This is a genomic window from Paenibacillus sp. strain BS8-2, from assembly GCF_054483835.1.
The window spans coordinates 4,882,693-4,908,867 of sequence record NZ_CM137010.1 but is presented as its reverse complement, the minus strand read 5'-3'; the positions used below and the strand labels follow the sequence as shown (position 1 = coordinate 4,908,867).

Sequence of the window (26,175 nt, the reverse complement as noted above, 5' to 3'; positions counted from 1 at the left end):
GCGACGCCGATAATGATAGCTTGTCCGAATTCGGAAATATTATACATCTGGGAATTGGAGAAAGTAGCTCATGTGAGCTTTTCTTTATTTGAGAAACGATTGTGTGGTACGATAGGCGGGAATGTATCGAAAGGGGCAATTGGAGTGAGAGTCATATCCGGAGTGGCGAAAGGACGGCCGCTCAAAGCCGTGCCCGGCAATCATACGAGGCCGACGACGGACAAGGTGAAAGAAGCGATTTTTAGCATGATCGGCCCTTATTTCGACGGTGGGGCGGCGCTCGATTTATTCGCGGGAACCGGCGGTCTTGGCATCGAAGCATGGAGCCGAGGCATGGAACGAGTCATATTCGTAGATCGGGAGAAGCTCAGCATTGATATTATCCGCCTCAATATTGCTGCCGCTGGAGCTGAACAGGCTAGCGAAATCTATCGCAATGACGCGGAACGTGCGCTTAAAGCACTCGCGAAACGGGGCCTGCAATTTGATCTCGTCTTCCTAGATCCTCCTTATAAGATGACTACGATGGATACGGTGATGGAAGAGTTGGCGAACAAAGGTATGTTGTCTGAGGACGCGACTATCGTGGTCGAGCATGACGCGGAAGTTTCCTATCCGGAGGAGATGACATCCTTCCGGCAAATCAGGCAAGCCAAATATGGCGATATCGCCGTTTCTATTTATACATATATAAGCGACATTAACAGTGCCGATGGGGGAGATGCAAGTGATGATGAACAATGACAACGGGCAGGCCGGCGGAGAGATGGATACAGATATTGTCAATGTCAAGAAAGAGCGTGTGGCCGTTTATCCGGGGAGCTTCGATCCTGTAACGTTTGGACATCTCGATATAATTAGAAGATCGGCAAGGCAATTCGATCGGTTAGTGGTGGCAGTCCTGAACAATACGAGCAAGAATCCGCTCTTCACGGTCGAAGAACGCAAAGCGCTTCTTGCCGAGGTGACCAAGGATCTTCCTAATGTGGAGATTGACAGCTTCCGCGATTTGACGGTCCGACTCGTGAAGTCGAAAGATGGCGATGTCATTATCAGAGGTATTCGATCTGTAACGGATTTCGAATACGAGCTTCAGCTGGCATCGACGAATCATCTGCTGGATCCGGAAATCGACACAATGTTCATGATGACGAATCCCAAATACTCTTATTTGAGCTCAAGCATCGTCAAAGAGATCGCGATGTTCGAAGGCGAGGTCCGTGAGTTGGTTCCCCCTGAGGTTGAGGTGCAGCTAAAGGCCAAAATCGCTTCTCGTAATAAGTAGCTGAAAGGTGCTTCGTCTTTGCCACGGGGGCAATTAGCTGCTTCGAGGCCCATCTAGTGCTTTTACTACACGGAATAATAATATCGCGAGGGCAGCGAACACCGCTAGCGTCAAGCAGATTCCTGGCGTATACGCCCACAAACCATGCCAGTTCGAAGCCATGACGCTATCGTACGGTAATCGGACTCCGATTGAGGACTCATAATAGATTCCGTTTGCGATAACCGGAAAGCTTGCATGAGGGAATAGCACTTTTACTAGCGAGCTGATTGGCTGCCAGAGCAATAAAGTTAGCAAGAATGCATGCAGCGCGTGGCTTAATCTATGCAGGACAAATGGTCGCAGCATTAAATCTGTACCAGAGATGGAATATGCGGTTTGCATGATACTGCTTAATCCTCCCCAGGACAAGACCGCGGCGATCACTGCGCAGACCATGGCTATATCTGTGCCAGGCAAATCCCATACAGAGGCAGCATATGCGCCGAGATGACCCTCGAACATAGCGGGACCGGCAAAGGTTAGTCCCAGTTTGACTACTGGTGCGAACAGAGGTTCAGCCAGCTTGGCAATCATGGATGCGATAATCATAAATCCGCCGATCATCATTAGTTTCTGAACGCTGACCGTGACGGAATCACCTAATACTTTGCCAAGGCTGCGACCGTCGTTTTCTCGCCCCTTGGCCATTTCGTGAGCGGCGAATCGGAGCAGATATATTTTTGGGCCGGGAGCGGGAGCTTGGGTCGAAGATTCGTTTGTTTCATTACGATTTGTGATGACTTCTCGTTGTTTGGCTCGAAACAAGGAGGAGAGGAAAAACAACCATATTGCTGACATCCACACCGCTCCAGCCACCAGAATACCTGCGAGCGGCTTGTGCAGGAAACCAGCGCCTACAATAACGAGCATAAATAGAGGGTTAGGCATATGTGCAAATGCGAGCAGCTGCTGTCCTTGTCTCTGAGTCACCCGTTCTTGCTTGCGAAGCCTAGCGACGGCTTCCGCGCCTGCGGGATATCCGCCCAACCAGCCGATGACAATGGGCAGCGCCGCGTCACCTGGCAGGCCGAAGATTCGTCGCATGAACGGCTGCAGCAAAGCGCTGAGTCCGTGTGCGAGTCCGAACGCGGTTATAATCTCAAAGAGGACAAGGAAGGGCAGAAGTCCGGGGAAGACGATATTCCACCATACAGTCAACCCTTGAAGAGAAGCTTGGAACGATGCGTCAGGCTGCGTAATGATAGCACCGACAAGCATGATGGAGAGGATGGCGAAAGTGATTGTTTTGAACAAGGCCGTTCAACTCCTTTGGTACATACGCATTACTTCATATGTACGCTTGATTCGGACAAGTTAGACCTTCTGATCCGTGAAGTGAATGGGGGGGGGGAGATATGCGGGAGAGAGGATCAATTGCAAGACGTATGTTCGTGTCTGCGGGAGTAACTACATTTGTGATGTGGTTATTGTTATACGCGCCGACTCCATATGTTGTTTATGAGCCAGGCATCGCTGTGGCAGCCGCACAGCTTGTTTCTTTGCAGCAGAATACGGGACAAATGGAGGACGAACATCCAAACGAGACAGTCGCTCCTACCGGAAACAACAGGATATCGGACGACGGTGGCTCATTTGTTCTTACGGCGGTCAGGCTGACGGGACCTAATCTTTGGGGGGTTGTACGGGCAGGATTTGATCCCAATAAGGACATCCAATATCGAAGTAAAGTTTTCGGAGGGCAATCAAAGCAACAATACGTGGAGCGGATCAACGTGGTGATGAGCGACTCTCAAGCGACAGCAGTACAAGCTGCCTACGAATTTGCCGGCATCTCTTATCATATGGATCATGGAGCGGTTGTACCCGATAACACCAAAGATAAGATTGAAATCGCAGCAAAGGAGATCGGCGGACCTTCCGCAGGACTGGTGTTCGCCTTACAATCGATCGACTTGCTGACGGATGGTGATCTGACCCGCGAACTGCGAATCGCGGCTACGGGAACGATTGATGCCCAAGGGAGCATTGGAGCAATCGGCGGCATCAAACAAAAGACAGTGTCCGTCAGCCGAGATGGCGCCGATCTCTTCTTGGTTCCCAAGGATAACGAGAAGATGGCGAAGAAAACGGCGAGCCGGTTGTCAAGCGACACTGTCATTATCGGAGTCAGTTCGTTGCATGAAGCCGTACAGACCATCGAGGATTTCGCGAAACGCGAGCGGCAACGATAGTTCGTTAAGAAACGTCTTGCTTACATCATGATCGGGGCGTCTCTGTAGTCCCGGTACAAATCCGATGGATTTGCTCCAGGTACACCAAGCATATAGGCAGCGCTGGCAGCCGTATCGAGCTCCAGATAACGATAATTTGCCTGCGTCCGTGCCGCACTCATCAGAACAGGAATGGATGCGGTATGTTTCATTCGCTTTAGTAACTCGCGTCCCTTGTCAGTAAACCCGAGAACACGCAAATATTCGGTGCCTGCCCTTAGTTTGTCTGCAGTAAAGTCTGCCTTGGTATGACCCAGTAGAACAGCTAACAATGCGCGTTGCAGCTTCGTGCGCGTGTAACGTTTCGTCTTGAGTGAGCCAAGCAACGACTCCACCGAGTAATTAGTAAGCAGAGACATGCTCTGGAGTAAACGATGCTCAAGCCCTTCCGAAATTTCGTGCAACTGACGAACCTGTTCGGCGGTACGGGTGATCAGGCTGTGCATGAGTGGATGGCGATAATTGTCCCAACTGATTGGCGCGAGTTGTTGCTCCGTGGATTCAATCATCAATTTGAGCGTAGAGTCAGGTACGTAAGAGGCGATTTCCGGCAAGGAGCGCTGCTCTAGCAAGAGCTTCCGGATCGCTGTGGCGCTTGCTATACGCGTATCGGTGATCGTCGCTTGGTTGTATTCGGCCTTCTCCCTCGCTATCGTATAAGGCTGCATCTTGCCGCGGAGACGTCTATGGGCGATCAAATAATGTAAACCTAACGTATGATTAGGTTGGCCATAATCGAATTCAGCGGCCACGGGGTCACCTTGTTGCTTGGCATATTCGGCAATAGCCCCGCTGTATGCCTGGGGATATGCGACACCGGTCTCAAGCCGCTGCTTCAGCAGCTGCTTGAAAGGCTCTGACTCGTCAGCGGCTAGCTCTGCCGCCCGAAGCAACGGGGAGAGTTGTCCGCTCTCCGTGCCGAAGCAGAAAGCATCGACAACACCTGTAGCTTCGAGCAAGGATACAGCTCCATAAGCGAACCACTCAGCTGCTTGTGTCGCGTATGCGACAGGCAGCTCAATGACAAGATCACATCCTCCGGCAAGCGCCATGCGGGTACGCGTCCACTTGTCGACCAGAGCGGGCTCGCCGCGTTGCAGGAAGTTGCCGCTCATGACGGCAACAACTGCATCTGCTTCCGTTATTTTGCGTGATTGTTGCAAATGATAAGCATGTCCATTATGGAACGGATTGTATTCGACAATCAGCCCTACTGTGCGCATGGTTAGAATCCTTTCATTCGTTGGATGTTCTTACCACTATATCACAAAGCTTGCGACTCATTACAGAGTGAGCTGCATCGCTTTCGATAGGTGTCAAGTAAAAAAGCTTTACGTGAAATTGTTGACAAAACGTAACGAGAATAGATATAATAATCTTTGTTTGTTTGGGGTGATAATATGTTGTTTCATATGCGAGAGATGATGGCCAAAGGCTTGAAGACAACGGTTAAGGAAGACCTGGATGTTAGCGAACTGTTTAAGGGACGTTCGGACGTCATTAAGGCAGGTCCGTTACATGTATCGCTCGAAGTGACAGGCCACGACGGCTACGTAACTGCCGAGGGAGAGCTAAGTGCGGATTTGGAGCTCGCTTGCTCTAGGTGTCTGGACCCGACTAGCGCGCATACGGTTATCCCGTTCTACGAACAATTCAAGATCGGAAGCAAGGAGATCTCTAAGGACGAAGAGTCTGACGAGGAAGATGCGGAAGACGAGAATTTCGTAGAATTGCCGGGAGACAAGCTGGACCTAAAGCCATATCTGGAAGAGGCGCTGCTGCTGTTTATGCCGTTTGCACCACTTTGCGACAAGGATTGCAAAGGACTTTGCCAGGTATGCGGACAGAACCTGAATGAGCACACATGCAGCTGCAATAACGAGAAGATTGATCATCGTTTCGCAGCACTCAAGGACTTGTTTAAGGAGTAGTTTATTTAAAAATCAGGTTCAAAAAGTTCGGTTTTCAGCACCGAGAAGGTTGGACGAAGCCGAGAACTGAGAAGCGGAGCGTAGCAGCGCTACGTGAGCATCGGAAGTTCCGGCTGAGTCCAAGATTCGAAGACGAGTTACTCCCTGAGAAGCTTCGTGATCAAAATCGGACTTTTTGAACTTCACTAAGGAGGTGGGAAATATGGCAGTACCTCAACGTAGAACATCCAAGACTCGCCGCGACAAACGTCGTACGCATTTCAAGCTGGCAATACCGGGCATGGTGAAGTGTGAACAGTGCGGAGAGCTGAAATTGGCTCACCACGTATGTAAAGTGTGCGGATATTACAAAACAAAAGAGATCATTTCCCAATAAGAAGGGTCTCGAAAACGATAGCACTTCATCTTGCGATGGGGTGCTATTTTTTTTCATGAAATCGCGAACCCTATATAACGTACATCAGCTTATTTTCTATCCGCATTGCGTCGGACGAGTTTTTTTTATATACTGTTTTAGTACCAGGTGATAAAATTTACTCCTATACATATATCTTAATGAAGCGCAGGAGGCGGTGCCGATCATGGACCGAATGCCCAAACGGCAGCGGCATCAGCAGCTGACCCAGCATATAGATGAAAATCCTTTTATAACGGATCGGGAGCTTACTCGATTGTTGAAAGTAAGCATACAGACGATTAGACTTGACCGAATGGAGCTTGGCATACCTGAGCTTAGAGAGCGGATGAAGCTGATGGCGGAGCGTTCGTACGACTCCGTGAAGTCGCTGCCGCTGCATGAGGTTATCGGGGAGATTGTAGATCTCGAGCTCGACAAAAGCGGCATCTCGATCTTCGAAATTCGTGATGAGCACGTATTCTCCCGTACATCTATCGCCAGGGGGCATCATGTGTTCGCACAGGCGAATTCGCTCGCGGTAGCTGTTATTAACGATGCGATCGCGCTTACCGTGACGGCGGATATACGATTCATTCGTCCCGTAAGGCTCGGAGAGAAATGTATCGCCAAGGCTTATGTGCGTTCGGTTTCGGGAGAACGCAGTAAGTCAAAGGTCGAATTGTTTACGTATGTGGGTGACGAGATGGTGTTCCAAGGCAATTTCGTCATCTTCCGCTCAACGGGTAATTCAGAAGGTAAAGGAGGCGAGAGCTATGCGGATCGCGATTGACGCCATGGGTGGAGACCATGCGCCAAGTCTGATCGTGAAAGGGGCTCTGGAAGCCGCCTTGGAATGGCCAGACACAGAATTATTATTGGTCGGCGATCAGGCCACGATCGAATCGCTGCTCGGAGGGAACAAGCCCTCCAATATTACGATTCATCATGCCGACGAAGTCATCGGACCGGATGATGAGCCGGTGCGTGCTGTACGCAGGAAGAAAGGCGCGTCGATGGTCGTTGCAGGAACGCTTGTAAAGGAAGGCAAGGCTCAAGCGATGCTTTCCGCAGGCAATACCGGGGCGCTCATGGCGACGGGACTTCTTGTGGTGGGGCGTATGGACGGTATCGAGCGCCCAGCGTTATCGCCTATGCTCCCGACAATGGATGATGTTGGAGTGCTCGCGCTCGATCTTGGCGCCAATATGGACGCGAAGCCCGAGCATCTAGTGCAGTATGCCATCATGGGCAGCATCTATCGTTCCAAAGTACATGGCATCACGAATCCTCGTGTAGGTCTCCTGAATGTCGGCACTGAGGCGATGAAGGGCAATGAAATGACCAAAGCAGCATATGAATTGCTGGAGAAGGCACCGATTAACTTTATCGGCAATGTGGAAGCGCGCGACGTGCTGAATCGCAACTGCGACGTACTCATTTGCGACGGCTTTGCGGGCAATATTATGCTCAAAGCGATGGAGGGCGCAGCAGGGACGATATTCTCCTCGCTCAAGGATGCGTTCGGACAATCGTTGTTGACAAAAGTCGCTGCAGCTATTATGCTTCCGAGACTCAAGCAGCTTAAGAAAAAAATGGACTACAAAGAGCATGGCGGCGCACCGCTGCTTGGCGTGAACGGCCTAGTCGTAAAGTGTCACGGCTCATCCGATGTCGTGGCGGTCAAAAATGCGGTCCGGCAGGCGAGAGTAGCGCTTCAAGTGCAATTAATCGACTCGATAACCGCAGAAATCAACGGGAAGTGAGTGTTCAATGATGAGTTTGCAACCTGTCGGCATTATTGGAACGGGCAAATATGTGCCCGAACGAATTTTAACGAATCAAGAATTGGAACAAATGGTGGAAACAAACGATGAGTGGATTGTCACTCGGACTGGCATTCGCGAGCGCAGGCTGGCAGCAGAGTCGGAGGCAACCTCTGATCTCGCTTATGAAGCGGCCAAACGCGCGTTGGATGCAGCTGGACTAACCGCTGAGGATCTCGATTTGATCTTGGTGGCGACGATCACGCCGGATATGTTTTTCCCATCGACGGCTTGTCTGCTTCAGAATAAGCTCGGTGCGAAGCAAGCGGCAGCATTCGATCTGTCGGCGGCTTGCTCAGGCTTTATCTACGGTCTGGCGACAGCGTCGAATATGATTGCAACAGGCATGTACAAGCATGTGCTTGTTGTCGGAGCCGAAACTTTATCGAGAATTACCGATTATACAGACCGCAACACGTGCATTCTGTTCGGAGACGGAGCAGGAGCAGTGGTGCTGGGTCCGGTCGAAGAGGGACGAGGCTTCCTTTCTTTCGAGCTTGGAGCTGACGGCAGCGGCGGTGAGCTTCTCAAAGTAAGCGGCGGCGGTTCCCGTCTGCCGGCATCAGCGGCATCCATCGAGGACAAACAGCATTACATTTATATGGCTGGCAACGATGTATTCAAATTCGCCGTTCGAATTATGGGGAGCGCGGCTGAGGATGCGCTCGCCAAAGCGGGCAAAACAAAGGAAGATGTGGATCTGCTCGTACCGCATCAAGCGAATATTCGTATCATTCAATCCGCGCTAAATCGTTTGAATCTGCCAGAAGAGAAGGCCATGATTAATCTAGATAAATACGGCAATATGTCTGCCGCTTCGATCCCGGTTGCACTGGCAGAAGCCGTGGAGCAGAATCGGGTCAAAGCTGGAGATTGTCTTGTGTTAGTCGGATTCGGCGGCGGTTTGACTTGGGGTTCATCCGTCCTTATTTGGTAATAATCGGATTTTGAAGGATTGTGGAGGGAACGCATATGGGGAAAACGGCTTTTGTATTTCCTGGGCAAGGAGCTCAGGTAGTCGGAATGGGCAAGGACGCGTTTGATACAAACGAATCGGCTCGCGCGATTTTTGAACGGGCTAACGAAGCCATAGGGTTTGACTTGTCTGCTGTCATATTCGACGGACCGGACGATGTTTTGAAACAAACAGCCAATACGCAGCCTGCTCTGCTAACGGTCAGTATTGCTTACCTGGAACTTCTCAAGGATAGCGGATTATCGCCGGACTTTGTTGCGGGACATAGCTTGGGCGAATACAGTGCATTAGTCGCGGCAGGCGTCATAAGCTTCGAGGATGCGGTGAGAACCGTACGCGCACGAGGCCAATTTATGGAGCAGGCTGTTCCCGGTGGATTAGGCGCCATGGCCGCGGTATTGGGCTCGGAACGCTCGGATTTGTCCAAGCTTTGTGAAGATATTTCGGCTGAAGGCAATGCTGTCGAGCTGGCAAATATCAATTGCCCTGGACAGATCGTTGTATCAGGGACAGCCGCTGGGGTACAATCCGTCGTGGAACGAGGGAAGGAAGCGGGAGCAAAGAGAGTGATTCCGCTTGAAGTAAGCGGTCCTTTCCACTCTTCGCTGATGCGGCCGGCAGCAGAACGTCTTGGCGAACAGCTTGCTGGCGTCGCTCTGACGGATTCAAAAGTGCCGGTCATCGCTAACGTAACAGCTCAAGCGGTTACTTCTGCGGACACGATTCGCGGCTTGCTCGTTGAGCAAGTGTATTCGCCTGTACTATGGGAAGACAGTGTTCGTTATCTTATCGAACAAGGCGTGGATACGTTTGTTGAGATTGGCTCAGGTACCGTACTCGCTGGCTTAATCAAGAAGATCGATCGCAACGTGCGTGTGGTATCCGTTAACAGCGTAGCCTCGCTGGAAGCGATTGAGGTCAATCAATAGAATGGATTGGATTTATGCTATTTGAATTTGAAAAAGGAGGGATTACATATGTTTGCAAACTTAGATGGCAAGAAAGCGCTTGTGACTGGGGCATCACGCGGCATCGGCAGATCGATCGCGATTGCGCTGGCGGAAGCCGGAGCGGACGTCGCAGTCAATTATTCGGGCAGCGAAGCAGCTGCGGCTGAAACGGCAAAAGCGATTGAAGCTTTGGGACGCCGTGCCATTATTGTCAAAGCGAACGTCGGCAAAACATCCGAGTTCGATGCCATGGTCAAGGAAACGATCGAGCAGCTTGGCGGATTAGATATTCTGGTGAATAACGCTGGCATTACAAGAGATAATTTAATTATGCGTATGAAAGAAGAGGAGTTCGATGAAGTCATCGAAACGAATCTCAAAGGCGTATTCAACGGCGTGAAAGCTGTAACCCGCCACATGATGAAGCAGCGCTCGGGCCGGATCATCAATATCTCATCCGTCGTTGGCGTGCTTGGCAACCCTGGTCAGGCGAACTACGTCGCTGCCAAAGCCGGTGTTATCGGTCTGACAAAGGCGAGCGCGCGCGAGCTGGCATCGCGCGGGATTACGGTTAACTGCGTCGCTCCGGGCTTCATCCAAACGGATATGACGGATAAGCTGCCTGAGGAAACTAAAGTAGCGTTATCTGGACAAATTCCGCTTGCTCGCCTTGGTGATGCGTCCGATATCGCGAATGCGGTGCGGTTCCTGGCTTCCGACGCGGCATCTTATATGACAGGTCAGACCGTTCATGTGGACGGCGGCATGTACATGTAACGCCAAAAGGAAATTTCCGGGATTTGCGCAAAGGTAAGGATGGCATTTTAATTACAATTCTCGTATAATACGGTGGAGGAGGTGAACCGGATGTCCGAAGTAGTAGATCGCGTAAAACGTATTGTCATCGACCGCCTTGGCGTAGACGAAGCAGAAGTAACGCTTGAAGCTTCCTTTAAAGATGACCTCGGCGCTGACTCTCTTGACGTTGTAGAATTGGTCATGGAGTTGGAAGACGAGTTTGATATGGAAATCTCTGACGAAGATGCAGAGAAAATCACGACGGTGGGAGAAGTTGTAACTTACATACAATCTCATACCTAATGATGGACAAGTCCCGTTTCAAGGAGCGGGACTTCTCTCCATGTTAAGCGCTTTTATCGTCCTAGAAGCTGAACCTATTTAACTTTAATGATTGGCTTAATTGCTATTAATATAGATCGGGACGGCGAGATGCCGTTATATGTCTGTTTATCGAGGTGACTGAAGTGAAACATAGAGTAGTCGTGACGGGCATGGGTGTAATGACCTCGCTCGGTTCAAATATCGAACAATTTTGGAACAACCTGCTTGAAGGTAAGTCCGGGGTTTCCGTCGTCGAAGCATTCGATTTCTCCGAATATCCGACGCGTATTGCAGCAGAAGTAAAAAACTTCAATCCAGAGGACTATGGTATCGAGCGCAAGGAAGCGCGTAAGATGGACCGTTTCGTTCAATTTGCGTCCGTCGCGAGCAAGCTGGCCGTACAACACTCCGGATTGGAAATCGGCACCAATGCTGATGCAGAGCGCGTTGGCGTAATGATCGGATCTGGTATTGGCGGACTTGGCACATGGGAAGACCAGCATAATGTCCTGCTGGAGAAAGGCCCTAAACGTGTCAGCCCGTTCTTCATCCCGATGATGATCGCGAATATGGCTTCCGGTCAAGTATCGATGTTAACCGGCGCCAAAGGTCCTAACAGCACGGCTGTTACCGCTTGCGCAACAGGAACACATTCTATTGGCGACTCTTATAAGCTAATTCAGCGTGGAGATGCGGATGTGATGATCGCTGGCGGCGCTGAAGCGACTATTCGTCCAACAGGCATGGCTGGTTTCTGTTCGATGCGGGCGATGTCGACTCGCAATGAAGAGCCAGCAAAGGCAAGCCGACCTTTTGATGTCGATCGCGATGGTTTCGTGATGGGCGAGGGCGCAGGCGTGCTTGTGCTTGAATCGCTTGAGCACGCGCAGGCGCGCGGAGCGAAGATCTACGCAGAAGTCATTGGTTATGGCATGAGCGGAGATGCATTCCATATGACAGAACCTGATCCGGATGGAGCGGCACGCTGTATGGCGAAGGCGCTTAAGGATGCCGGAGTCGAGCCTGCTCAAGTGGATTACATTAACGCTCACGGAACCTCGACGCCAGTAGGAGACCGTTCGGAGACGACAGCGATCAAGAAGACGTTTGGCGACCATGCGTACAAAGTAGCTGTCAGCTCGACGAAGTCGATGACAGGTCACTTGCTTGGCGCTGCAGGCGGAGTAGAAGCCGTTATTCTGGCTCTCACGCTGCAGAACGGTGTTATCGCTCCGACGATCAACTTGGATAATCAGGATCCCGAGCTCGATCTGGATTATGTCCCTAACGTACCACGGGAAGCGGATGTACGCATTGCGTTGTCCAATTCATTTGGTTTCGGCGGGCACAATGCCACGATTGTGATGAAAGCGTATGAAGCGTGATAATTTAGACGAGCTGCAGCAGAAGCTGCAGCTCGATTTCAAACGGAGCAGATTGCTGCGGCAGGCGTTCACTCATACATCGTACGTCAACGAACATAAACGTGGCTCGATACAGGACAACGAACGACTGGAGTTTCTTGGAGATGCTGTCTTGCAGCTTCTTGTATCCGAATATTTGTTCGCGACCTATCCGAAGCGTCCTGAGGGTGAGCTTACGCGCATGCGTGCTTCTGTCGTCTGCGAACCATCGTTAGCGATGTTCGCCGAACGGCTGGAGCTCGGCAATCATGTTCTGCTTGGCAGAGGTGAGGAGCAATTAGGCGGAAGACATCGCCAAGCGCTGCTTGCAGATTTGTTCGAATCGTTTATCGGAGCGATCTTCTTGGACTCCGGCATTGACCGCACGCGCGAGTTTCTGGCGGAGCACATGTTCCCGCATATCGAGTCGGGCGACTTTGGTTTGATGATGAAGGACGCGAAGTCGAAGCTTCAGGAGCGTGCCCAGCATTATGGACTGGGACCAGTGGAGTACCGAATTGTTGAGGAACGTGGTCCTGCACATGATCGCGAGTTTATCGTTGAGGTGTATCTAGGCGAAGAACGTTATGGTCTTGGCGCTGGCCGAACAAAGAAGGAAGCCGAGCAACGTTCAGCTGCTGAAGCTTGGAACAAGCTGGCTCAAGAGGCTTAATTCGCTCCCTGAAAGCACGATATGTAGGAAGTCATTCCGATATAGAAACTTTCAGCAAACATAACCGCTAGGTCCTAGAGACTTAGCGGTTTTTTGGTATGTTTTGCGGCCGTGGTCGGCGGATGTTGTGCAGAGGGAATTCGAGTCAAAATGATTCACATATTATCGTTCGTTTAGCTGCGGCAGCTAATGAGGTTGGATGTAATTGATATAACGCAAATAATGAAATTGTGTTACAATGTGGGGTGAGGTGAAACTGAGGTCATGTTTCTGAAACGTATAGAATTAGCGGGATTCAAGTCGTTCGCTGACAAAACCGAGATGGAATTCGTCACGGGTATAACGGCGGTTGTCGGTCCCAATGGATCGGGGAAAAGCAATATCTCCGATGGTATCCGCTGGGTGCTTGGCGAACAAAGCGCGAAGAGTCTACGCGGCGGCAAGATGGAAGATATCATTTTTGCCGGAAGTGATGCTCGGAAGGCAGTCAATTACGGCGAAGTATCGCTTACGCTGGATAACGCCGACGGCGCGCTCCCGCTGGAATATAACGAAGTAACTGTAACTCGCCGGGTTCACCGGAGCGGTGACAGCGAATATTTGATCAATAAGCAGCCTTGCCGGCTCAAAGATATTACCGAACTATTTATGGACACGGGAATCGGCAAAGAAGCTTATTCGATCATCGGTCAGGGCCGCATCGAAGAGATATTGAGTACACGATCAGAGGATCGTCGAGGAATCTTCGAAGAAGCATCTGGCATCGTAAAGTACAAGTCACGTAAACGCGAAGCACAGAAGAAGCTGGATGAAACGGAACAAAATTTGCTCCGTATCCACGATCTGGTGTCGGAGCTGGAAGATCAAGTGGAGCCTTTGCGTAAACAGTCGGAGAAAGCGATTCACTTTAAGGCGCTCAAAGAAGAGCTGAAGACTAAAGAGATATCGATGTATGTACATAATATCGAGACGGTGCACAGCGCCTGGTCGGAAGCGACGGACAAGCTGGAGAAGCTGCAAGAAGAACAGCTTATGTTGTCTACCGTTGTCAGTAAACATGATGCGCATCTCGAACAAGACAGGCAACAGCTCAGGGAGCTCGAGATGCAGCTAGATCAGCTGCATGCTTCGATGCTTGAGCTCAGCGAAGATGTAGAGAAGTGCGAGGGTTACGGCGAGGTGCTCAAGGAGCGCAAGCGCAACCTGGATCAGAATAAACGCGGATTAGAAGAATCGATGGCTGCGCAGGACACGCGTATTGTTGCGTTGACGCAGGATGAGGCTGAATTCCGGAGCAGAGCGGCGGCGCTTGAGCTGACGCTGGCAGATATCCGTGTCAAGCTGGCTGCAGAAGAGTCGAATTTGATTGGCGTAGCAGGCGGCGCTGTCGTAGACGCCGAAGAAAAGCTGAAGAGCGAGCTGTTAGATGTGCTGAGCTCGATGGCACAGACGCGAAATGAGATTCGTTATACGGCGCAGCAGCAAGAGTCGCTGCAACGGCGTATGGAGCGGATTAGCGATGACGAATCGAAGTGGTCGGAGCAACAAACAAAGCTCGATGAACGAAATGCAGAGCTGGAGCAAGCTCTTCAAGAGAAGTTATCTGTTCTGGACAGCGTCAGGAATAAGCTGTTGTCCGAGACGGAGAAAGGTCGCGGGCTTGTTGCGAGTCTGGATGAGGTAACTGCTGCAATCAGAAAGTGGGAGCAGCGCTTGGATAGCCATATTTCGCGTCGCGATACAATGAAAGAAATGCAAGATGCGCTTGATGGCTTCATGCAAGGCGTCAAAGAAGTGCTGAAAGCAGCTCGTCGTGGATCTGGCGGGATATCTGGCGTCCATGGCGCTGTGGCCGAGCTGATTCGAGTACCGCAGCGCATCGAAGTAGCAGTCGAGACTGCGCTAGGCGGAGCGCTGCAGCATATCGTCATGGAAGACGAACGTTCTGCGCGTGCGGCTATCGGGTTCCTGAAACAGCGGCAGCTTGGACGGGCAACGTTCTTACCATTGGATGTCATCCGTGGTCGAATGGTGCCAGAGAACGACAAACGAAATTTCCAGGCTGAGGAAGGGTTCGTAGGCGTTGCTGCGGAGCTGGTCGGTTGTGACGACCGGTATCAAGCCATCGTCAACAACCTGCTTGGCAATGTGTTGCTCGCCGAAACGCTTGAACAAGCGAATCGGATCGCTTCGAAATGCCAATACCGTTACCGCGTTGTAACACTCGAAGGTGATGTTGTGAATGCCGGCGGTTCGATGACCGGCGGCAGCTTACAGAAGCGTGGGGCAAGTCTGCTCGGCAGGGGCCGCCAGATCGAAGCGCTTGATGCTGAGATTAAGGAAGCAGAGACGACCGTTCAGCAATTAAGAGCGAAGCTCAGCGACTTGCGCAAGGAACAATCCATCACGTCTCAGAACGTGGAGGAGCTGCGTACGGAGGCAGAGAAAGGCCGCATAGACGAACAAGCGATACGTTCCGAGCTGCAACAGCTGAAGTCAGAGGACAAGCTCCTGACGGAGCAACGAATGTTGTCTGCCTCTGACAAAACATCGCAAGCGAATGAAAATGAATTGCTGGCGAAGTCGGGTGAGCAGGCGGAGTTGAGGTTAGAATCGCTTATCATCGACGAAGCTAGATTACAAGAAGCGATCAGGCTTGCGGAAGAACGGCGTAAGGCAAGTGAATCGGCCAAAGAAGAACTGCAAGTGCAGCTGACGGATCTCAAAATCGCAGTCGCAAAGACGGATCAAGAGAAACAGAGTTTCGAGGATCAAGCGAGTCGTGTACGCAGCGACATTCATCGAGCCAAAAACGAGCTTGCTAGCTTACGCGCTGTTTCTGCACAGCAAGAAGAAGAGCTGCTCCGTCATAGCGAAGAGAGTGTGGCACAGATCGCCCAGCTTAATGATTTGCGCATCAAGAAGGCGAACTGCGTAGAGAATACCGATTTCAAGCGTGCCGCTCGAGCCCATCGGATCGCCGAGCTCGACAAAGGCGAAAGCGAGACGAAGGAGCAACGCGCCCAACTTCGCGTCGTAGAAGAGAAGATGCGTCAGACGGAGATAGCGTTGAATCGGCAGGATGTTGAGCTGGACAATCTACTTCGCAAGCTGAGCGAAGAATATGAGCTTAGTTACGAGTTGGCCAAAGAAACGTACCCCGTTCCGGAAGATATCATCGGAACACAGGCTGAGGTTCGTGAGCTTAAACGCAAAATTACATCGCTTGGCGAAGTCAATCTTGGTGCTATCGAAGAATATGAGCGGGTGAAGGAAAGATACGAGTTCCTATCCGAGCAAAAAAACGATCTGATCGAAGCCAAAACTGCGTTGTATCAGGTTATCAAAGAGATGGACGATGAAATGTCCAAGCGATTCCGCACGACATTCGAAGCCATCCGCAAACATTTTGTCGTCGTATTCAGCAAGTTGTTCGGTGGCGGGCGTGCCGACCTTGTGCTAGTTGAACCGGATCGCGTGCTTGACACAGGCATTGATATAGTCGCCCAACCTCCGGGCAAAAAGCTGCAGAACTTGCAGCTGCTATCCGGCGGTGAACGCGCGTTGACGGCAATTGCGCTGTTGTTCGCCATTTTGCAGGTCAAACCTGTTCCGTTCTGCGTGCTTGACGAGGTTGAAGCCGCTCTTGACGAAGCGAACGTTGCACGTTTTGCCCAGTATTTGCGTGAATTCTCGGGTCTAACTCAGTTCATCGTCGTTACGCACCGTAAGGGAACGATGGAAGAAGCCGATGTATTATACGGTGTCACAATGGAAGAAGGCGGCGTGTCCAAGCTTGTATCGGTACGACTTGAAGAAGATAGCCGAGACGAGGAATTTGCATCTGCCTAATCGTAGCCAAGCAATTAGTGTGAGATAGATTAATGGATGGCAGGATGGAGGAAACGATTCATGAGTTTTTTTAAGAAGCTGAAGGAAAGCATCGCCGCTAAGACAGAGGCAGTCACTAACGTATTTAAGGAAGGACTCTCAAAAACGCGTACGGCGTTCGTAGAGAAGGTTGAGGAGCTCATCTCCCGTCGGAAAAAAATCGATGAGGATTTCTATGAGGAGCTTGAGGAAATATTGATCGGGGCCGATGTAGGCGTCAATACGGTCATGAAACTCATCGACGAGCTTCGTGCTGAGGTGAAGAAACGCAAGATCGAGGATGCATCGGATTTGCAGCCGATTCTCTCCGAGAAACTCATCGAGCTGCTAAAAGGTGATGATCATGCCGAACTTCGTATGGCGCCAGAAGGGCAAATCACTGTCATTTTGTTTGTTGGTGTTAACGGGGTCGGTAAGACGACGACAATCGGCAAGCTGGCGCATAAGTTCAAGAGCGAAGGCAAATCGGTATTGATGGCAGCGGGTGATACATTCCGCGCAGGAGCGATCGAGCAGCTTGAAGTATGGGGGCAGCGAGTTGGGGTCGATGTGATTAAACAATCGTCCGGCTCGGATCCTGCTGCTGTTATGTTCGATGCCGTGCAGGCAGCCAAGCAGCGCAAGGTTGACGTGTTGCTGTGCGATACGGCGGGCCGCTTGCAGAACAAATCGAATTTGATGGAAGAGCTTAATAAAATTTTCCGCGTGATTCAGCGGGAGCTGCCGGAGGCTCCGCATGAGGTACTGCTTGTGCTTGACGCGACAACGGGTCAGAATGCACTCAGCCAGGCCAAGCTGTTCGGCGAAAAGAGCGGGGTAACGGGACTTGTCCTCACGAAGCTTGATGGAACGGCTAAAGGCGGGATCGTGGTAGCAATCCGGAACGAGCTTAATTTGCCGGTTAAGCTGGTCGGTCTCGGCGAAAAAATGGGCGACCTGCAAACATTCGACTCGGAGCAATTTGTTCATGCCTTGTTTGCTGGGCTGATTAGCAAAGAAGAAGATGATGAAACGAAAACGGCTGACTAATGAGGTCGAATTTCGGTCAATTAGGGATTGGAGGGACGGAATACCGTCCCTTTTGTGCACCTCCAGGTTCAAAAAAGGTTCTACGAAATGTCATGTCAAAGTGACAAGGAAATTAACTTGACAGTGCCATGGGCAATCAGGTATGATAAGTGACGTTGATCATGCTGTAAAGGTTATAGCCTTTACGGTATGGAATTGGAACGGCGAAGGAGGCAGCGGCGATGGGGATGGAACAAGCGGATGCCTTAGCCCGTACGACGAGAGTGAATTTGCTCTTCGACTTCTACGAACGCCTGCTGACTGACAAACAACGAACAATCCTTTCTTATTATTACCACGATGATTTCTCCCTTGGCGAGATCGCTTCGGAATTCGGCATTAGCCGGCAAGCCGTATATGATAATATTAAACGGGCCGAAGGTACGCTAGAGGCCTATGAGGACAAGCTCCTATTGCTGGAGAAGCACGAACGCCTGATGCAAGTCACGGACTTATTGGAACGCGGCATCGATGAGATCGTAATGAATGAATCAGATAGAAACAAGCTTATGGCGGCCATTACGCGACTTAGGGCCGCGGAAGATACGGCGAGAGAAGGAGGCGATGATTCATGGCAGCATTTGAGAGCTTAAGCAGCCGACTGCAGAATGTATTCAGTAAGCTGAAGGGCAAAGGCAAAGTATCCGAAGCCGATGTCAACGATGTGATGCGCGAAGTACGCCTGGCGCTTCTGGAAGCCGACGTTAACTTTAAAGTTGTGAAGGACTTCATTGCGAAGGTGAAGGAGCGGGCTATCGGTCTCGAAGTATCGAAGAGCTTTACACCCGGCATGGTCATCATCGACATCGTCAACAAAGAGCTAACGGAATTGATGGGCGGCACACAGTCGAAGTTAGCCAAGGCGAACAAGCCGCCGACAGTCATTATGATGGTCGGTCTGCAGGGCGCCGGTAAGACAACTACGTCCGGCAAGCTGGCAAGACTTCTCCAGAAGAGCAATCACAAGCCGCTTCTGGTAGCATGTGATATCTATCGTCCTGCCGCGATTAAGCAGCTGCAAGTGCTTGGCGAACAGATTAATGCGCCGGTATTCGCGTTAGGCGACCAAACTTCGCCGGTCGAGATTGCGAAGCAAGGTCTGCAGCACGCCAAGGAAAACGGTAACGATTATGTGATTATCGATACTGCGGGACGACTGCACATTGATGAAGCGTTGATGGAAGAGCTGAAGCAAATTCATGCCAACCTCAACCCTGATGAAGTCTTACTCGTTGTCGATTCGATGACTGGACAAGATGCTGTTAACGTGGCTCAAAGCTTCCATGAGCAATTGGAACTGAGCGGTGTCGTATTAACGAAGCTTGATGGCGATACACGCGGCGGAGCGGCGCTATCGGTCAAAGCTGTTACAGGTCGGCCAATCAAGTTCGCAGCACTCGGTGAGAAAATCGATGCGCTTGAGCCATTCCATCCAGAACGGATGGCATCACGGATACTCGGTATGGGCGACATGTTGTCACTGATCGAGAAGGCGCAATCCAGCATCGATGCTGAGAAAGCGGCCGAGATGGAACGTAAGATGCGTACTGCTGAATTTACGTTCGATGATTTCCTGGATCAGATGGAGCAGGTACGTAAGCTTGGTCCACTGGATCAGATTATGGATATGCTTCCCGGCATGGGCAAGATGAAAGGCGCAATGAAGGACATGAAGGTCGATGAGAAGCAGATCGGTCGGATTGAAGCCATTGTACGATCCATGACGAAGGATGAGAAAGCGAAGCCGGAGCTATTGAACCATAGCAGGCGCAAGCGCGTCGCAGCTGGAAGTGGTACAACGATCGTTGAGGTCAATCGTTTGATTAAGCAGTTCGACGATATGCGCAAAATGATGAAACAGTTCTCATCGATGATGGGTCCTAAAGGGCCCAAAGGTCTTAAGGGCGGCAAGAAAGGCCTGAAAGGCATGCTTGGCAAAAATATGCGGTTCCCGTTCTAACGGTGACCGGATCGATTACTTGAAGGAGGTGAATTTATCATGGCAGTACGTATTCGCTTGAAACGTATGGGTGCTCACAAAGCTCCATTCTACCGCGTAGTTGTATCGGATTCCCGTTCGCCGCGTGACGGACGTTTTATTGAAGAGATTGGTACTTACAACCCGGTTGCAGTTCCGGCTCAAGTCACAATCGACGAAGAAAAAGCGTTGAAATGGCTACAAACAGGAGCGCAAGCTTCTGACACTGTTCGCAACCTGCTCTCCAAAGCTGGAGTTCTTAAGAAATTCCACGAGCTGAAGCAACAGAAATAATCGGATAGAGATACGGAGGGCTTTGTTATGAAAGATTTAATTCTTGTCATTGCGAAGGCTTTGGTTGATCATCCGGACGATGTGCGAATCCATATGAAGGATGATGACCGCACGACGATTTACGAGCTTTCCGTACATCCCGAGGATGTCGGCAAAGTAATCGGCAAGCAAGGGCGTATTGCCAAGGCAATGCGAACAGTCGTTACTTCGGCATCAGTGAAATCGAGTAAGCGTGTCATCGTCGACATTATTTCATAAATTCACACGCGTGAGAGGGCCGGGACAGATGTCCCGGCCTTCTTGTACGTGTTATAATAGTGCGAGTTCAAATAGGAAAAGGACTGATAGCATGAACGGCAAATGGTTTACGGTTGGCAAGCTTGTAAATACGCACGGCATTCGTGGTGATGTAAAGATATTGCCTCAAACGGATTTTGCGGAGCAACGATTCGCGCCAGGCAGTAAGCTAATGCTTGTTAATGAACAGAGCGGCGAACATCAGCAAGTGAAGATCACGAGCTCAAGACTACAGAAAAATGTATATGTCGTTAAACTCGAAGGGTTTAATAACATTAACGAAATTGAAAAATATAAAGGCTGGGTGCTGAAGATCTCTGAGGCGGATCAAGGGCAACTGGATGACGGCGAATATTATTATCATGAAATTATCGGTTGTCGAGTCGTTACGGAAGAAGGCGAAGATCTCGGAGAAGTGACTGAAATTCTAAGTCCGGGCGCGAATGACGTATGGGTCGTTAAAGCAGCTGGCCCTAAAGGGAGAGAATTGCTGCTGCCGGTTATTGATGATGTAGTATTGCATGTTCAGCCATCGGACAAGCTCATCACCGTGCGTCTTATGGAAGGACTGATTTAGCGCGATGAGAATCGATGTGTTAACTCTCTTCCCTGAGATGTTTGAGGGCGTATTCGCAGCTAGCATCCTGGGCAAAGCCAACCATAAAGGTATCGTATCGCTGCAAGCCGTTAATTTCCGCAACTATTCGGGCAATAAACATAATACGGTCGACGATTACCCGTATGGCGGTGGCGGGGGAATGGTACTGAAACCAGAGCCTGTATTCTCGGCCGTCGAGGATCTCTCAGTTGAACCTGGAGTGACTCCCCGTGTTGTACTTATGTGTCCGCAAGGGGAGACGTTTACTCAGCGCAAAGCAGAAGAGCTAGCGCAAGAGCGTCATATCGTATTAATCTGCGGTCATTACGAGGGCTATGACGAACGAATCCGGGAGCATCTGGTAACGGATGAAATCTCGATAGGTGATTACGTGTTAACAGGCGGAGAGATACCGGCTATGACGGTCATCGACAGCGTTGTTCGTTTGCTGCCTGGCGTGCTCGGCAATGAATCCTCGGCAGTTACGGATTCTTATAGTACAGGCCTGCTGGAGCATCCTCATTATACGAGACCGCCGGAATTCCGAGGCTGGGCTGTGCCGGATGTGCTTGTTTCAGGACATCACGGACGTATCGACGAGTGGAGGCGCAAGCAGTCCTTGTTGCGTACGTTACAAAGGCGACCAGACCTGTTAGAAGGCGTTGAATTGACGAAGAAGGAAGCCGTTTGGCTGAAGGAACAAAAACTTGCTTTACAAGCAGAGGAAAACGAATAAGGGAATGCGGCTTCCGATCGGAGGCTGCATTCCCTTATTCGGTTACGGTGTATAATAATTTTGTGTGAAATACACCTGGTATTTGCCGCCAAATGCTACTCCTGTTCCTAACCGTTCCAACTTGGCATTCAGAATCGTTTTGCGATGACCAGTGGAGTTGAGCAAGGCATAATGGGCGTATAGGCTGTTCGAATAACCAGCGGCAATGTTTTCGGATGCAAGCGAATATCGGATTCCAGCGCTTTTCATTCTATCGAACGGTGTTTTATTGTTTAGATTCGTATGGTCGAAATACGCGTTTTTCATCATATCCGCACTATGCGCGCGAGCCGTCGAGCCAGCTATGCTGTCCCAATTGAGTGTAGCGATGCTCCGTTGCGCGCGTTCTGCGTTAACCAGATCGAACAGTTGTTGTTCCATTGCGACCCGTTCCTTGTCGGCAAACAAAGAGGACTTCCGTGGGGATAACGATTGCAACTGAATCCATATCCCAGCTACCCGGTTATTCTCTTGACTATCCAAGAACAATACGTGTTTGTAGCTACTCGAAGCATATTCGTAGTAATGACTTGTTTGTTTGGCTGAGTTCTTGGCCGCTGATGGCAGTGAAGAGAGCACTGCGGATAACGTCATGTCTACATTGACGCCGGCTGTGTACGTCCAGCTGCCGGCATCGTTTGAGAACATGGCTACGATTATACCGCTCCGCACACCAAACATGGCATATTCGGTATATTTGCCGCTGTATGTATGCCATTCGTAATCAAATTCACTTACATCAATCCTTGAAGCCTTCCCAAGCCGATATTGGAGTTCGCCTAGTGAGTCACCGATCATCATGCCCTTTAGGTTCACCAATTGTGTTTTCGGAATCGTCTGGTTGGAGAGCGATTGTACGTTTTGTTTCATTGCATACAAGAAGGTTAGGGCCTCCGCGCGTGTGACACCGCCTGCAGCGTCGTATCCAGCTACAGTGGCTGAAGTTCTTCCTTTGGAGATGCCTGTTTCCAGCAGCCAACCGATGGCGTTGTTCTCGCTGTGGGATACGCCTTTGACTGCAGAGGCGATAAGTAGAGCAGCTTGTCCTCTCCGGAAACGGCCTCTGTCATTGTTAAAGGTGATCGGCCAACCGTGCGAATCCGCGTACTGATAGTAGCTTCGTCCCCAATCGGACGGAATTTCATCTTTTTTGGTTACGTTGCCATAAGCACGAAGCATCAATGCGAGGAACTCGACCTCTGATATGGGATCGTCTGGACGGAAGGTTCCGTCTTCGTATCCATTCGCAAGCCCCTGATCCAGCGCCCAGTCAATATAGGGATTGGACCAATGTTGGGAAACATCAGCGAAAGGTGCGGCGTTCACTGTATAAGATTCCGCAGAGATGGCTAGAATAAAAAATAAAAGTACTAACTTTCGTTTCATAATGGGATGTCCCTCCATGTTGAATTTCGTCGCTGCCAATTAAAGTCAGTATACCCCATCCAGCCTATCTGAGAAATAGGTTGATTTGTGCGCCTGTGTATGATAGAATTTCTAATGTTGTTCGTAAAGTCGGACGGTCCGCTATAAGTGTAGATCGGTTCCCGAGGAACCAGGAGCTTACATGAACGTCTATGGTGGAAGGAGTGAACTCACAATGAATATCGTACAAGCAATTACTCAAGAACAATTGCGTAAAGATCTTCCTAACTTTCGCCCAGGCGACACGCTAAAGGTGCATGTTAAGGTTATCGAGGGTTCGCGCGAGCGTATCCAGCTGTTCGAAGGCGTCGTTATTAAACGTCGCGGCGGCGGCATCAGCGAAACTTTCACAGTTCGTAAGATCTCTTACGGCGTTGGCGTAGAGAGAACGTTCCCGCTTCATTCGCCTAAGATCGACAAGATCGATGTGGCTCGTCGTGGTAAGGTTCGTCGCGCTAAGCTGTACTATCTCCGCGAACTTCGTGGTAAAGCAGCTAGAATTAAAGAGATTCGTTAAGATCAAACGACAAGAGGGGCTTGCGCAAACAAGCTCCTTTTCGTTTTCTACAGGGATGGATACATAACTTCAAGAACGAAAGAAGGCTGAGCCGATGGATTCGCAACACCGTAACGACGATGGAATCAACGAAACGGAAGTGAAGGAAGATACGTCAGTAGAACATCATTCAACTTCAGAACCGATGCGTGATCGATCCGCTACCCACGGAGCTTCTGCCAAGAAGGGTGGAGCGTCGAAGGAAATCGTGGAATGGATCAAGGCGCTGGTCATTGCTGTTGTTCTTGTGTTCATTATCCGCATGTTTTTATTCGAGCCTTTTATCGTAGACGGACCTTCGATGCAGCCTAACTTCGAGACAGGCGAGCGTTTAATCGTCAATAAAATATTGTATTCCATTCGCGAACCGCACTTCGGCGAGGTTGTCGTATTCGATGTTCCGGAGCAAGGTCGCAAATTTATTAAACGAGTGATCGGCGTGCCTGGCGATAAGATTCGTGTAGAAGGCGACGAATTGTATATTAACGACCAGAAGGTCGAAGAGCCGTATATTGCTGAAGCGATCGCAGAAGCTAAGGCAGCAGGCGGAATGTATAACGGTGACGGTCCTCGTTATAACTTCCCTAACGACACAGTGACAGAAATGACTGTGCCTGAAGATACAATCTTCGCCATGGGTGACAACCGCAGCAATAGTACGGACAGCCGAATGATTGGTTTTGTCAAGGATGACGAAATTGTCGGTCGAGCGGATGTTATTTTCTGGCCGCTCAATAAGATCGAGTTTATCAAGCACAAGTACTAGCTAGCTATAGCAGAAGCAATCGAGGTGAAAGCATGGCGATTCAATGGTTTCCGGGGCATATGACCCGCGCCAAGCGTCAAATTCAAGACAAATTAAAGCTGATCGACATTACGATTGAGCTGTTAGATGCCAGGGTACCTCTATCTAGCAGGAATCCGATGGTTGATGAAATATTGCATGGGAAGCCGAGATTGATCGTTCTGAATAAGTCTGATCTGGCCGATCCGCGCACAACAGAGAAATGGATGACTTACTTTGCTCATGAAGGGCACCAATGTGTATCGGTTGACTCGCACACGGGTACACGAGTGAACGAAATCCCGCTTAAAGCGAAGGAAATCCTGCATGAGAAGATTGCGCGTCAAATTGCCAAGGGTATGAATCCGCGTGCGATTCGCGGTCTGATCGTAGGCATTCCGAATGTTGGCAAGTCGACGCTTATCAACCGGTTGGCTGGTCGCAATATTGCTTTGACGGGCGATAAGCCAGGCGTGACGAAAGGTCAGCAATGGATCAAGGTCGGTACTGAGATGGAGCTGCTTGATACGCCAGGTATTTTGTGGCCGAAGTTTGAGGATCAGCTGGTTGGCTACAGACTGGCGATGACAGGCGCAATACGCGAGCAAATTCTCAATGTAGACGATATCGCGTATTTTGCGGTCAAGGAGCTTGTTGATCGATATTGGCCGACGCTCGAAGAACGTTACGGTCTTGAGAACAGACCTGAGGATATCGAGGACAATGAGGAAATTGTTCGTGTGATGGAGGACATCGGCAGGAAACGCGGCTGTTTAATGGGCGGCGGTCGTGTCGACTTGGAGAAAACGTCAGGTATTATTCTGCGCGACTTGAGGGCTGGCAAGTTAGGTCGTATTACGCTTGAAGCGCCGTACGACGACATGCCGGCTAGAAAACCAAAGTCTTAGCTTTGTGCTATTCATGTTCGAAGCATGGGAACGGGGGATAATCGACATGTTGCAATATGAACAACAAGCCTGGGGGAACGGCTTCTCCGCTATTGCAGGGGTTGACGAAGTAGGACGCGGCTGCTTGTTCGGCGACGTCGTTGCAGGCGCGGTGATTCTGCCACCTGGATTAATCATTGATGGAATCGACGACTCCAAGAAGCTTTCTGAGAAGAAGAGAGAGCAGCTGTACGACATTATCGCGGAACAAAGCGTGGCATGGTCGGTCGCTCGTATCGACTCTGTAACGATAGATCGGATAAATATTAAGCAGGCATCACGTCTCGCAATGAAAATGGCGGTCGAATCGCTCAAGATTTCCGCTGACTATTTGCTGGTAGATGCAGAAACTGTGGATCTCGCATTGCCGCAAGAATCGATCATTAAAGGCGATGCGAACAGTCAGAGTATCGCGGCTGCATCGATTATGGCAAAGGTTACTCGTGATCGGCTGTGCATGCAGGAGTGGGAACAGACCTATCCTGATTATGGTATTGCCATACATAAAGGGTACGCCACGAAGCTGCACCGAGAGAAGCTTCTGGAGCATGGCCCGAGCAAGCTGCACAGATTAACATTTTTGAAAAAATTGCTTGGTGAAGAGATCGTTCAGATTGCGTTATAGAATCGCGATCATTATAATACGCCCGCCCATTCTGTTGGCAGCCGGTACTAGCCGGTCAACTTCAGAACAGGCGGGCGTTTCTTTTGATAACAAAATAAATGTTT

28 protein-coding genes are annotated in these 26,175 nt (G+C 50.3%); 25 read left to right on the top strand and 3 right to left on the bottom strand.

All coding sequences use genetic code 11. The features are described 5' to 3' along the window. Positions 1 to 144 precede the first annotated feature (144 nt). Both rsmD and coaD read left to right on the top strand, forming a co-directional pair. The gene (gene rsmD, locus ACX1C1_RS21345; RefSeq protein WP_458954157.1) at positions 145 to 744 is read left to right on the top strand and encodes a 16S rRNA (guanine(966)-N(2))-methyltransferase RsmD; all 600 of its coding nucleotides are present in this window, start codon (positions 145 to 147) and stop codon (positions 742 to 744) included. A 22-nt stretch (positions 745 to 766) separates the two neighbouring features. Continuing rightward, the gene (gene coaD / locus ACX1C1_RS21340) at positions 767 to 1,285 is read left to right on the top strand and encodes a pantetheine-phosphate adenylyltransferase (RefSeq protein ID WP_458957757.1); all 519 of its coding nucleotides are present in this window, start codon (positions 767 to 769) and stop codon (positions 1,283 to 1,285) included. A 33-nt stretch (positions 1,286 to 1,318) separates the two neighbouring features. Here the strand turns inward: coaD and ACX1C1_RS21335 are convergent, their stop codons facing one another. Then, a complete protein-coding gene (locus tag ACX1C1_RS21335; protein ID WP_458954156.1) occupies positions 1,319 to 2,581 on the bottom strand; it encodes a nucleoside recognition domain-containing protein in 1,263 nt (420 codons plus the stop codon). A 101-nt stretch (positions 2,582 to 2,682) separates the two neighbouring features. Here ACX1C1_RS21335 and ACX1C1_RS21330 point away from each other — a divergent pair, with 101 nt between their 5' ends. After that, complete coding sequence (locus ACX1C1_RS21330) at positions 2,683 to 3,519, top strand: S16 family serine protease (protein ID WP_458954155.1); 837 nt, start codon at positions 2,683 to 2,685, stop codon at positions 3,517 to 3,519. Positions 3,520 to 3,539: 20 nt separating this feature from the next. Here the strand turns inward: ACX1C1_RS21330 and ACX1C1_RS21325 are convergent, their stop codons facing one another. Beyond that, entirely contained in the window at positions 3,540 to 4,781 is a 1,242-nt protein-coding gene (locus tag ACX1C1_RS21325; RefSeq protein WP_458954154.1) for a nucleotidyltransferase, read from the bottom strand. Between the two features lie 177 nt (positions 4,782 to 4,958). On the opposite strand from ACX1C1_RS21325, the gene ACX1C1_RS21320 reads away from it, so the two are divergent. The 18 genes from ACX1C1_RS21320 (at position 4,959) to trmD (ending at position 21,695) form a co-directional block, all read left to right on the top strand. Continuing rightward, positions 4,959 to 5,489, top strand: a complete 531-nt coding sequence (locus ACX1C1_RS21320) for a YceD family protein (protein WP_458954153.1) — start codon at positions 4,959 to 4,961, stop codon at positions 5,487 to 5,489. Between the two features lie 202 nt (positions 5,490 to 5,691). After that, positions 5,692 to 5,865: a 50S ribosomal protein L32 gene (gene rpmF / locus ACX1C1_RS21315; protein WP_116043433.1), complete on the top strand. Its 174-nt coding sequence runs from the start codon at positions 5,692 to 5,694 to the stop codon at positions 5,863 to 5,865. A gap of 214 nt (positions 5,866 to 6,079) precedes the next feature. Next, complete coding sequence (fapR, locus tag ACX1C1_RS21310) at positions 6,080 to 6,676, top strand: transcription factor FapR (protein ID WP_458957756.1); 597 nt, start codon at positions 6,080 to 6,082, stop codon at positions 6,674 to 6,676. Continuing rightward, a complete protein-coding gene (gene plsX / locus ACX1C1_RS21305; protein WP_458954152.1) occupies positions 6,660 to 7,649 on the top strand; it encodes a phosphate acyltransferase PlsX in 990 nt (329 codons plus the stop codon). Before fapR ends, plsX begins: the two co-directional genes overlap by 17 nt. Before the next feature lie 10 nt (positions 7,650 to 7,659). Further along, on the top strand, positions 7,660 to 8,646 hold the full coding sequence (locus tag ACX1C1_RS21300; RefSeq protein WP_458957755.1) for a beta-ketoacyl-ACP synthase III: 987 nt from the start codon (positions 7,660 to 7,662) through the stop codon (positions 8,644 to 8,646). A 35-nt stretch (positions 8,647 to 8,681) separates the two neighbouring features. Then, complete coding sequence (gene fabD, locus ACX1C1_RS21295) at positions 8,682 to 9,614, top strand: ACP S-malonyltransferase (protein WP_458954151.1); 933 nt, start codon at positions 8,682 to 8,684, stop codon at positions 9,612 to 9,614. Positions 9,615 to 9,662: 48 nt separating this feature from the next. Beyond that, positions 9,663 to 10,412: a 3-oxoacyl-[acyl-carrier-protein] reductase gene (gene fabG, locus ACX1C1_RS21290; RefSeq protein ID WP_458954150.1), complete on the top strand. Its 750-nt coding sequence runs from the start codon at positions 9,663 to 9,665 to the stop codon at positions 10,410 to 10,412. Between the two features lie 90 nt (positions 10,413 to 10,502). Next, on the top strand, positions 10,503 to 10,736 hold the full coding sequence (acpP, locus tag ACX1C1_RS21285; RefSeq protein ID WP_087572610.1) for an acyl carrier protein: 234 nt from the start codon (positions 10,503 to 10,505) through the stop codon (positions 10,734 to 10,736). Positions 10,737 to 10,900: 164 nt separating this feature from the next. Next, complete coding sequence (fabF, locus tag ACX1C1_RS21280) at positions 10,901 to 12,142, top strand: beta-ketoacyl-ACP synthase II (protein ID WP_458954149.1); 1,242 nt, start codon at positions 10,901 to 10,903, stop codon at positions 12,140 to 12,142. Beyond that, on the top strand, positions 12,132 to 12,833 hold the full coding sequence (gene rnc / locus ACX1C1_RS21275) for a ribonuclease III (RefSeq protein ID WP_458954148.1): 702 nt from the start codon (positions 12,132 to 12,134) through the stop codon (positions 12,831 to 12,833). Before fabF ends, rnc begins: the two co-directional genes overlap by 11 nt. 264 nt (positions 12,834 to 13,097) lie before the next feature. Next, on the top strand, positions 13,098 to 16,685 hold the full coding sequence (smc, locus tag ACX1C1_RS21270; RefSeq protein ID WP_458954147.1) for a chromosome segregation protein SMC: 3,588 nt from the start codon (positions 13,098 to 13,100) through the stop codon (positions 16,683 to 16,685). Positions 16,686 to 16,745: 60 nt separating this feature from the next. After that, positions 16,746 to 17,753 carry a signal recognition particle-docking protein FtsY gene (gene ftsY, locus ACX1C1_RS21265; protein ID WP_458954146.1) on the top strand — a complete coding sequence of 336 codons (1,008 nt, stop codon included), beginning with the start codon at positions 16,746 to 16,748 and terminating at the stop codon, positions 17,751 to 17,753. 227 nt (positions 17,754 to 17,980) lie between these two features. Beyond that, positions 17,981 to 18,385, top strand: a complete 405-nt coding sequence (locus tag ACX1C1_RS21260) for a putative DNA-binding protein (RefSeq protein ID WP_458957754.1) — start codon at positions 17,981 to 17,983, stop codon at positions 18,383 to 18,385. Continuing rightward, positions 18,364 to 19,752 carry a signal recognition particle protein gene (ffh, locus tag ACX1C1_RS21255; RefSeq protein WP_458954145.1) on the top strand — a complete coding sequence of 463 codons (1,389 nt, stop codon included), beginning with the start codon at positions 18,364 to 18,366 and terminating at the stop codon, positions 19,750 to 19,752. Before ACX1C1_RS21260 ends, ffh begins: the two co-directional genes overlap by 22 nt. Before the next feature lie 39 nt (positions 19,753 to 19,791). After that, the gene (rpsP, locus tag ACX1C1_RS21250) at positions 19,792 to 20,064 is read left to right on the top strand and encodes a 30S ribosomal protein S16 (RefSeq protein WP_068686962.1); all 273 of its coding nucleotides are present in this window, start codon (positions 19,792 to 19,794) and stop codon (positions 20,062 to 20,064) included. 27 nt (positions 20,065 to 20,091) lie between these two features. Then, positions 20,092 to 20,322 (top strand): KH domain-containing protein, encoded by a 231-nt coding sequence (locus tag ACX1C1_RS21245; RefSeq protein WP_308093152.1) that lies wholly within the window; start codon positions 20,092 to 20,094, stop codon positions 20,320 to 20,322. A 91-nt stretch (positions 20,323 to 20,413) separates the two neighbouring features. After that, entirely contained in the window at positions 20,414 to 20,938 is a 525-nt protein-coding gene (gene rimM / locus ACX1C1_RS21240) for a ribosome maturation factor RimM (protein ID WP_458954144.1), read from the top strand. 4 nt (positions 20,939 to 20,942) lie between these two features. Then, a complete protein-coding gene (trmD, locus tag ACX1C1_RS21235; RefSeq protein WP_458954143.1) occupies positions 20,943 to 21,695 on the top strand; it encodes a tRNA (guanosine(37)-N1)-methyltransferase TrmD in 753 nt (250 codons plus the stop codon). A gap of 42 nt (positions 21,696 to 21,737) precedes the next feature. Here the strand turns inward: trmD and ACX1C1_RS21230 are convergent, their stop codons facing one another. Further along, positions 21,738 to 23,120, bottom strand: coding sequence for a CAP domain-containing protein (locus tag ACX1C1_RS21230; protein WP_458954142.1), 1,383 nt, complete (start codon positions 23,118 to 23,120; stop codon positions 21,738 to 21,740). 214 nt (positions 23,121 to 23,334) lie between these two features. Here ACX1C1_RS21230 and rplS point away from each other — a divergent pair, with 214 nt between their 5' ends. From rplS to ACX1C1_RS21210, 4 genes are all read left to right on the top strand, one after another. Then, on the top strand, positions 23,335 to 23,676 hold the full coding sequence (gene rplS / locus ACX1C1_RS21225) for a 50S ribosomal protein L19 (protein WP_308093146.1): 342 nt from the start codon (positions 23,335 to 23,337) through the stop codon (positions 23,674 to 23,676). A 184-nt stretch (positions 23,677 to 23,860) separates the two neighbouring features. Then, on the top strand, positions 23,861 to 24,481 hold the full coding sequence (gene lepB, locus ACX1C1_RS21220) for a signal peptidase I (RefSeq protein WP_458957753.1): 621 nt from the start codon (positions 23,861 to 23,863) through the stop codon (positions 24,479 to 24,481). A 32-nt stretch (positions 24,482 to 24,513) separates the two neighbouring features. Next, entirely contained in the window at positions 24,514 to 25,407 is an 894-nt protein-coding gene (gene ylqF, locus ACX1C1_RS21215; RefSeq protein WP_458954141.1) for a ribosome biogenesis GTPase YlqF, read from the top strand. A 46-nt stretch (positions 25,408 to 25,453) separates the two neighbouring features. Then, positions 25,454 to 26,071 (top strand): ribonuclease HII, encoded by a 618-nt coding sequence (locus ACX1C1_RS21210; protein WP_458954140.1) that lies wholly within the window; start codon positions 25,454 to 25,456, stop codon positions 26,069 to 26,071. The last annotated feature ends 104 nt before the right edge of the window (positions 26,072 to 26,175 follow it).

Coding starts and splice junctions, on each gene's coding strand:
- coaD (WP_458957757.1), top strand. CDS start 767: ATGGATACAGATATTGTCAATGTCAAGAAAGAGCGTGTGGCCGTTTAT.
- ACX1C1_RS21330 (WP_458954155.1), top strand. CDS start 2,683: ATGCGGGAGAGAGGATCAATTGCAAGACGTATGTTCGTGTCTGCGGGA.
- ACX1C1_RS21325 (WP_458954154.1), bottom strand. CDS start 4,781: ATGCGCACAGTAGGGCTGATTGTCGAATACAATCCGTTCCATAATGGA.
- ACX1C1_RS21320 (WP_458954153.1), top strand. CDS start 4,959: ATGTTGTTTCATATGCGAGAGATGATGGCCAAAGGCTTGAAGACAACG.
- rpmF (WP_116043433.1), top strand. CDS start 5,692: ATGGCAGTACCTCAACGTAGAACATCCAAGACTCGCCGCGACAAACGT.
- fapR (WP_458957756.1), top strand. CDS start 6,080: ATGCCCAAACGGCAGCGGCATCAGCAGCTGACCCAGCATATAGATGAA.
- plsX (WP_458954152.1), top strand. CDS start 6,660: ATGCGGATCGCGATTGACGCCATGGGTGGAGACCATGCGCCAAGTCTG.
- ACX1C1_RS21300 (WP_458957755.1), top strand. CDS start 7,660: ATGAGTTTGCAACCTGTCGGCATTATTGGAACGGGCAAATATGTGCCC.
- fabD (WP_458954151.1), top strand. CDS start 8,682: ATGGGGAAAACGGCTTTTGTATTTCCTGGGCAAGGAGCTCAGGTAGTC.
- fabG (WP_458954150.1), top strand. CDS start 9,663: ATGTTTGCAAACTTAGATGGCAAGAAAGCGCTTGTGACTGGGGCATCA.
- acpP (WP_087572610.1), top strand. CDS start 10,503: ATGTCCGAAGTAGTAGATCGCGTAAAACGTATTGTCATCGACCGCCTT.
- rnc (WP_458954148.1), top strand. CDS start 12,132: ATGAAGCGTGATAATTTAGACGAGCTGCAGCAGAAGCTGCAGCTCGAT.
- smc (WP_458954147.1), top strand. CDS start 13,098: ATGTTTCTGAAACGTATAGAATTAGCGGGATTCAAGTCGTTCGCTGAC.
- ftsY (WP_458954146.1), top strand. CDS start 16,746: ATGAGTTTTTTTAAGAAGCTGAAGGAAAGCATCGCCGCTAAGACAGAG.
- ACX1C1_RS21260 (WP_458957754.1), top strand. CDS start 17,981: ATGGAACAAGCGGATGCCTTAGCCCGTACGACGAGAGTGAATTTGCTC.
- ffh (WP_458954145.1), top strand. CDS start 18,364: ATGGCAGCATTTGAGAGCTTAAGCAGCCGACTGCAGAATGTATTCAGT.
- rpsP (WP_068686962.1), top strand. CDS start 19,792: ATGGCAGTACGTATTCGCTTGAAACGTATGGGTGCTCACAAAGCTCCA.
- ACX1C1_RS21245 (WP_308093152.1), top strand. CDS start 20,092: ATGAAAGATTTAATTCTTGTCATTGCGAAGGCTTTGGTTGATCATCCG.
- rimM (WP_458954144.1), top strand. CDS start 20,414: ATGAACGGCAAATGGTTTACGGTTGGCAAGCTTGTAAATACGCACGGC.
- trmD (WP_458954143.1), top strand. CDS start 20,943: ATGAGAATCGATGTGTTAACTCTCTTCCCTGAGATGTTTGAGGGCGTA.
- ACX1C1_RS21230 (WP_458954142.1), bottom strand. CDS start 23,120: ATGAAACGAAAGTTAGTACTTTTATTTTTTATTCTAGCCATCTCTGCG.
- rplS (WP_308093146.1), top strand. CDS start 23,335: ATGAATATCGTACAAGCAATTACTCAAGAACAATTGCGTAAAGATCTT.
- lepB (WP_458957753.1), top strand. CDS start 23,861: ATGCGTGATCGATCCGCTACCCACGGAGCTTCTGCCAAGAAGGGTGGA.
- ylqF (WP_458954141.1), top strand. CDS start 24,514: ATGGCGATTCAATGGTTTCCGGGGCATATGACCCGCGCCAAGCGTCAA.
- ACX1C1_RS21210 (WP_458954140.1), top strand. CDS start 25,454: ATGTTGCAATATGAACAACAAGCCTGGGGGAACGGCTTCTCCGCTATT.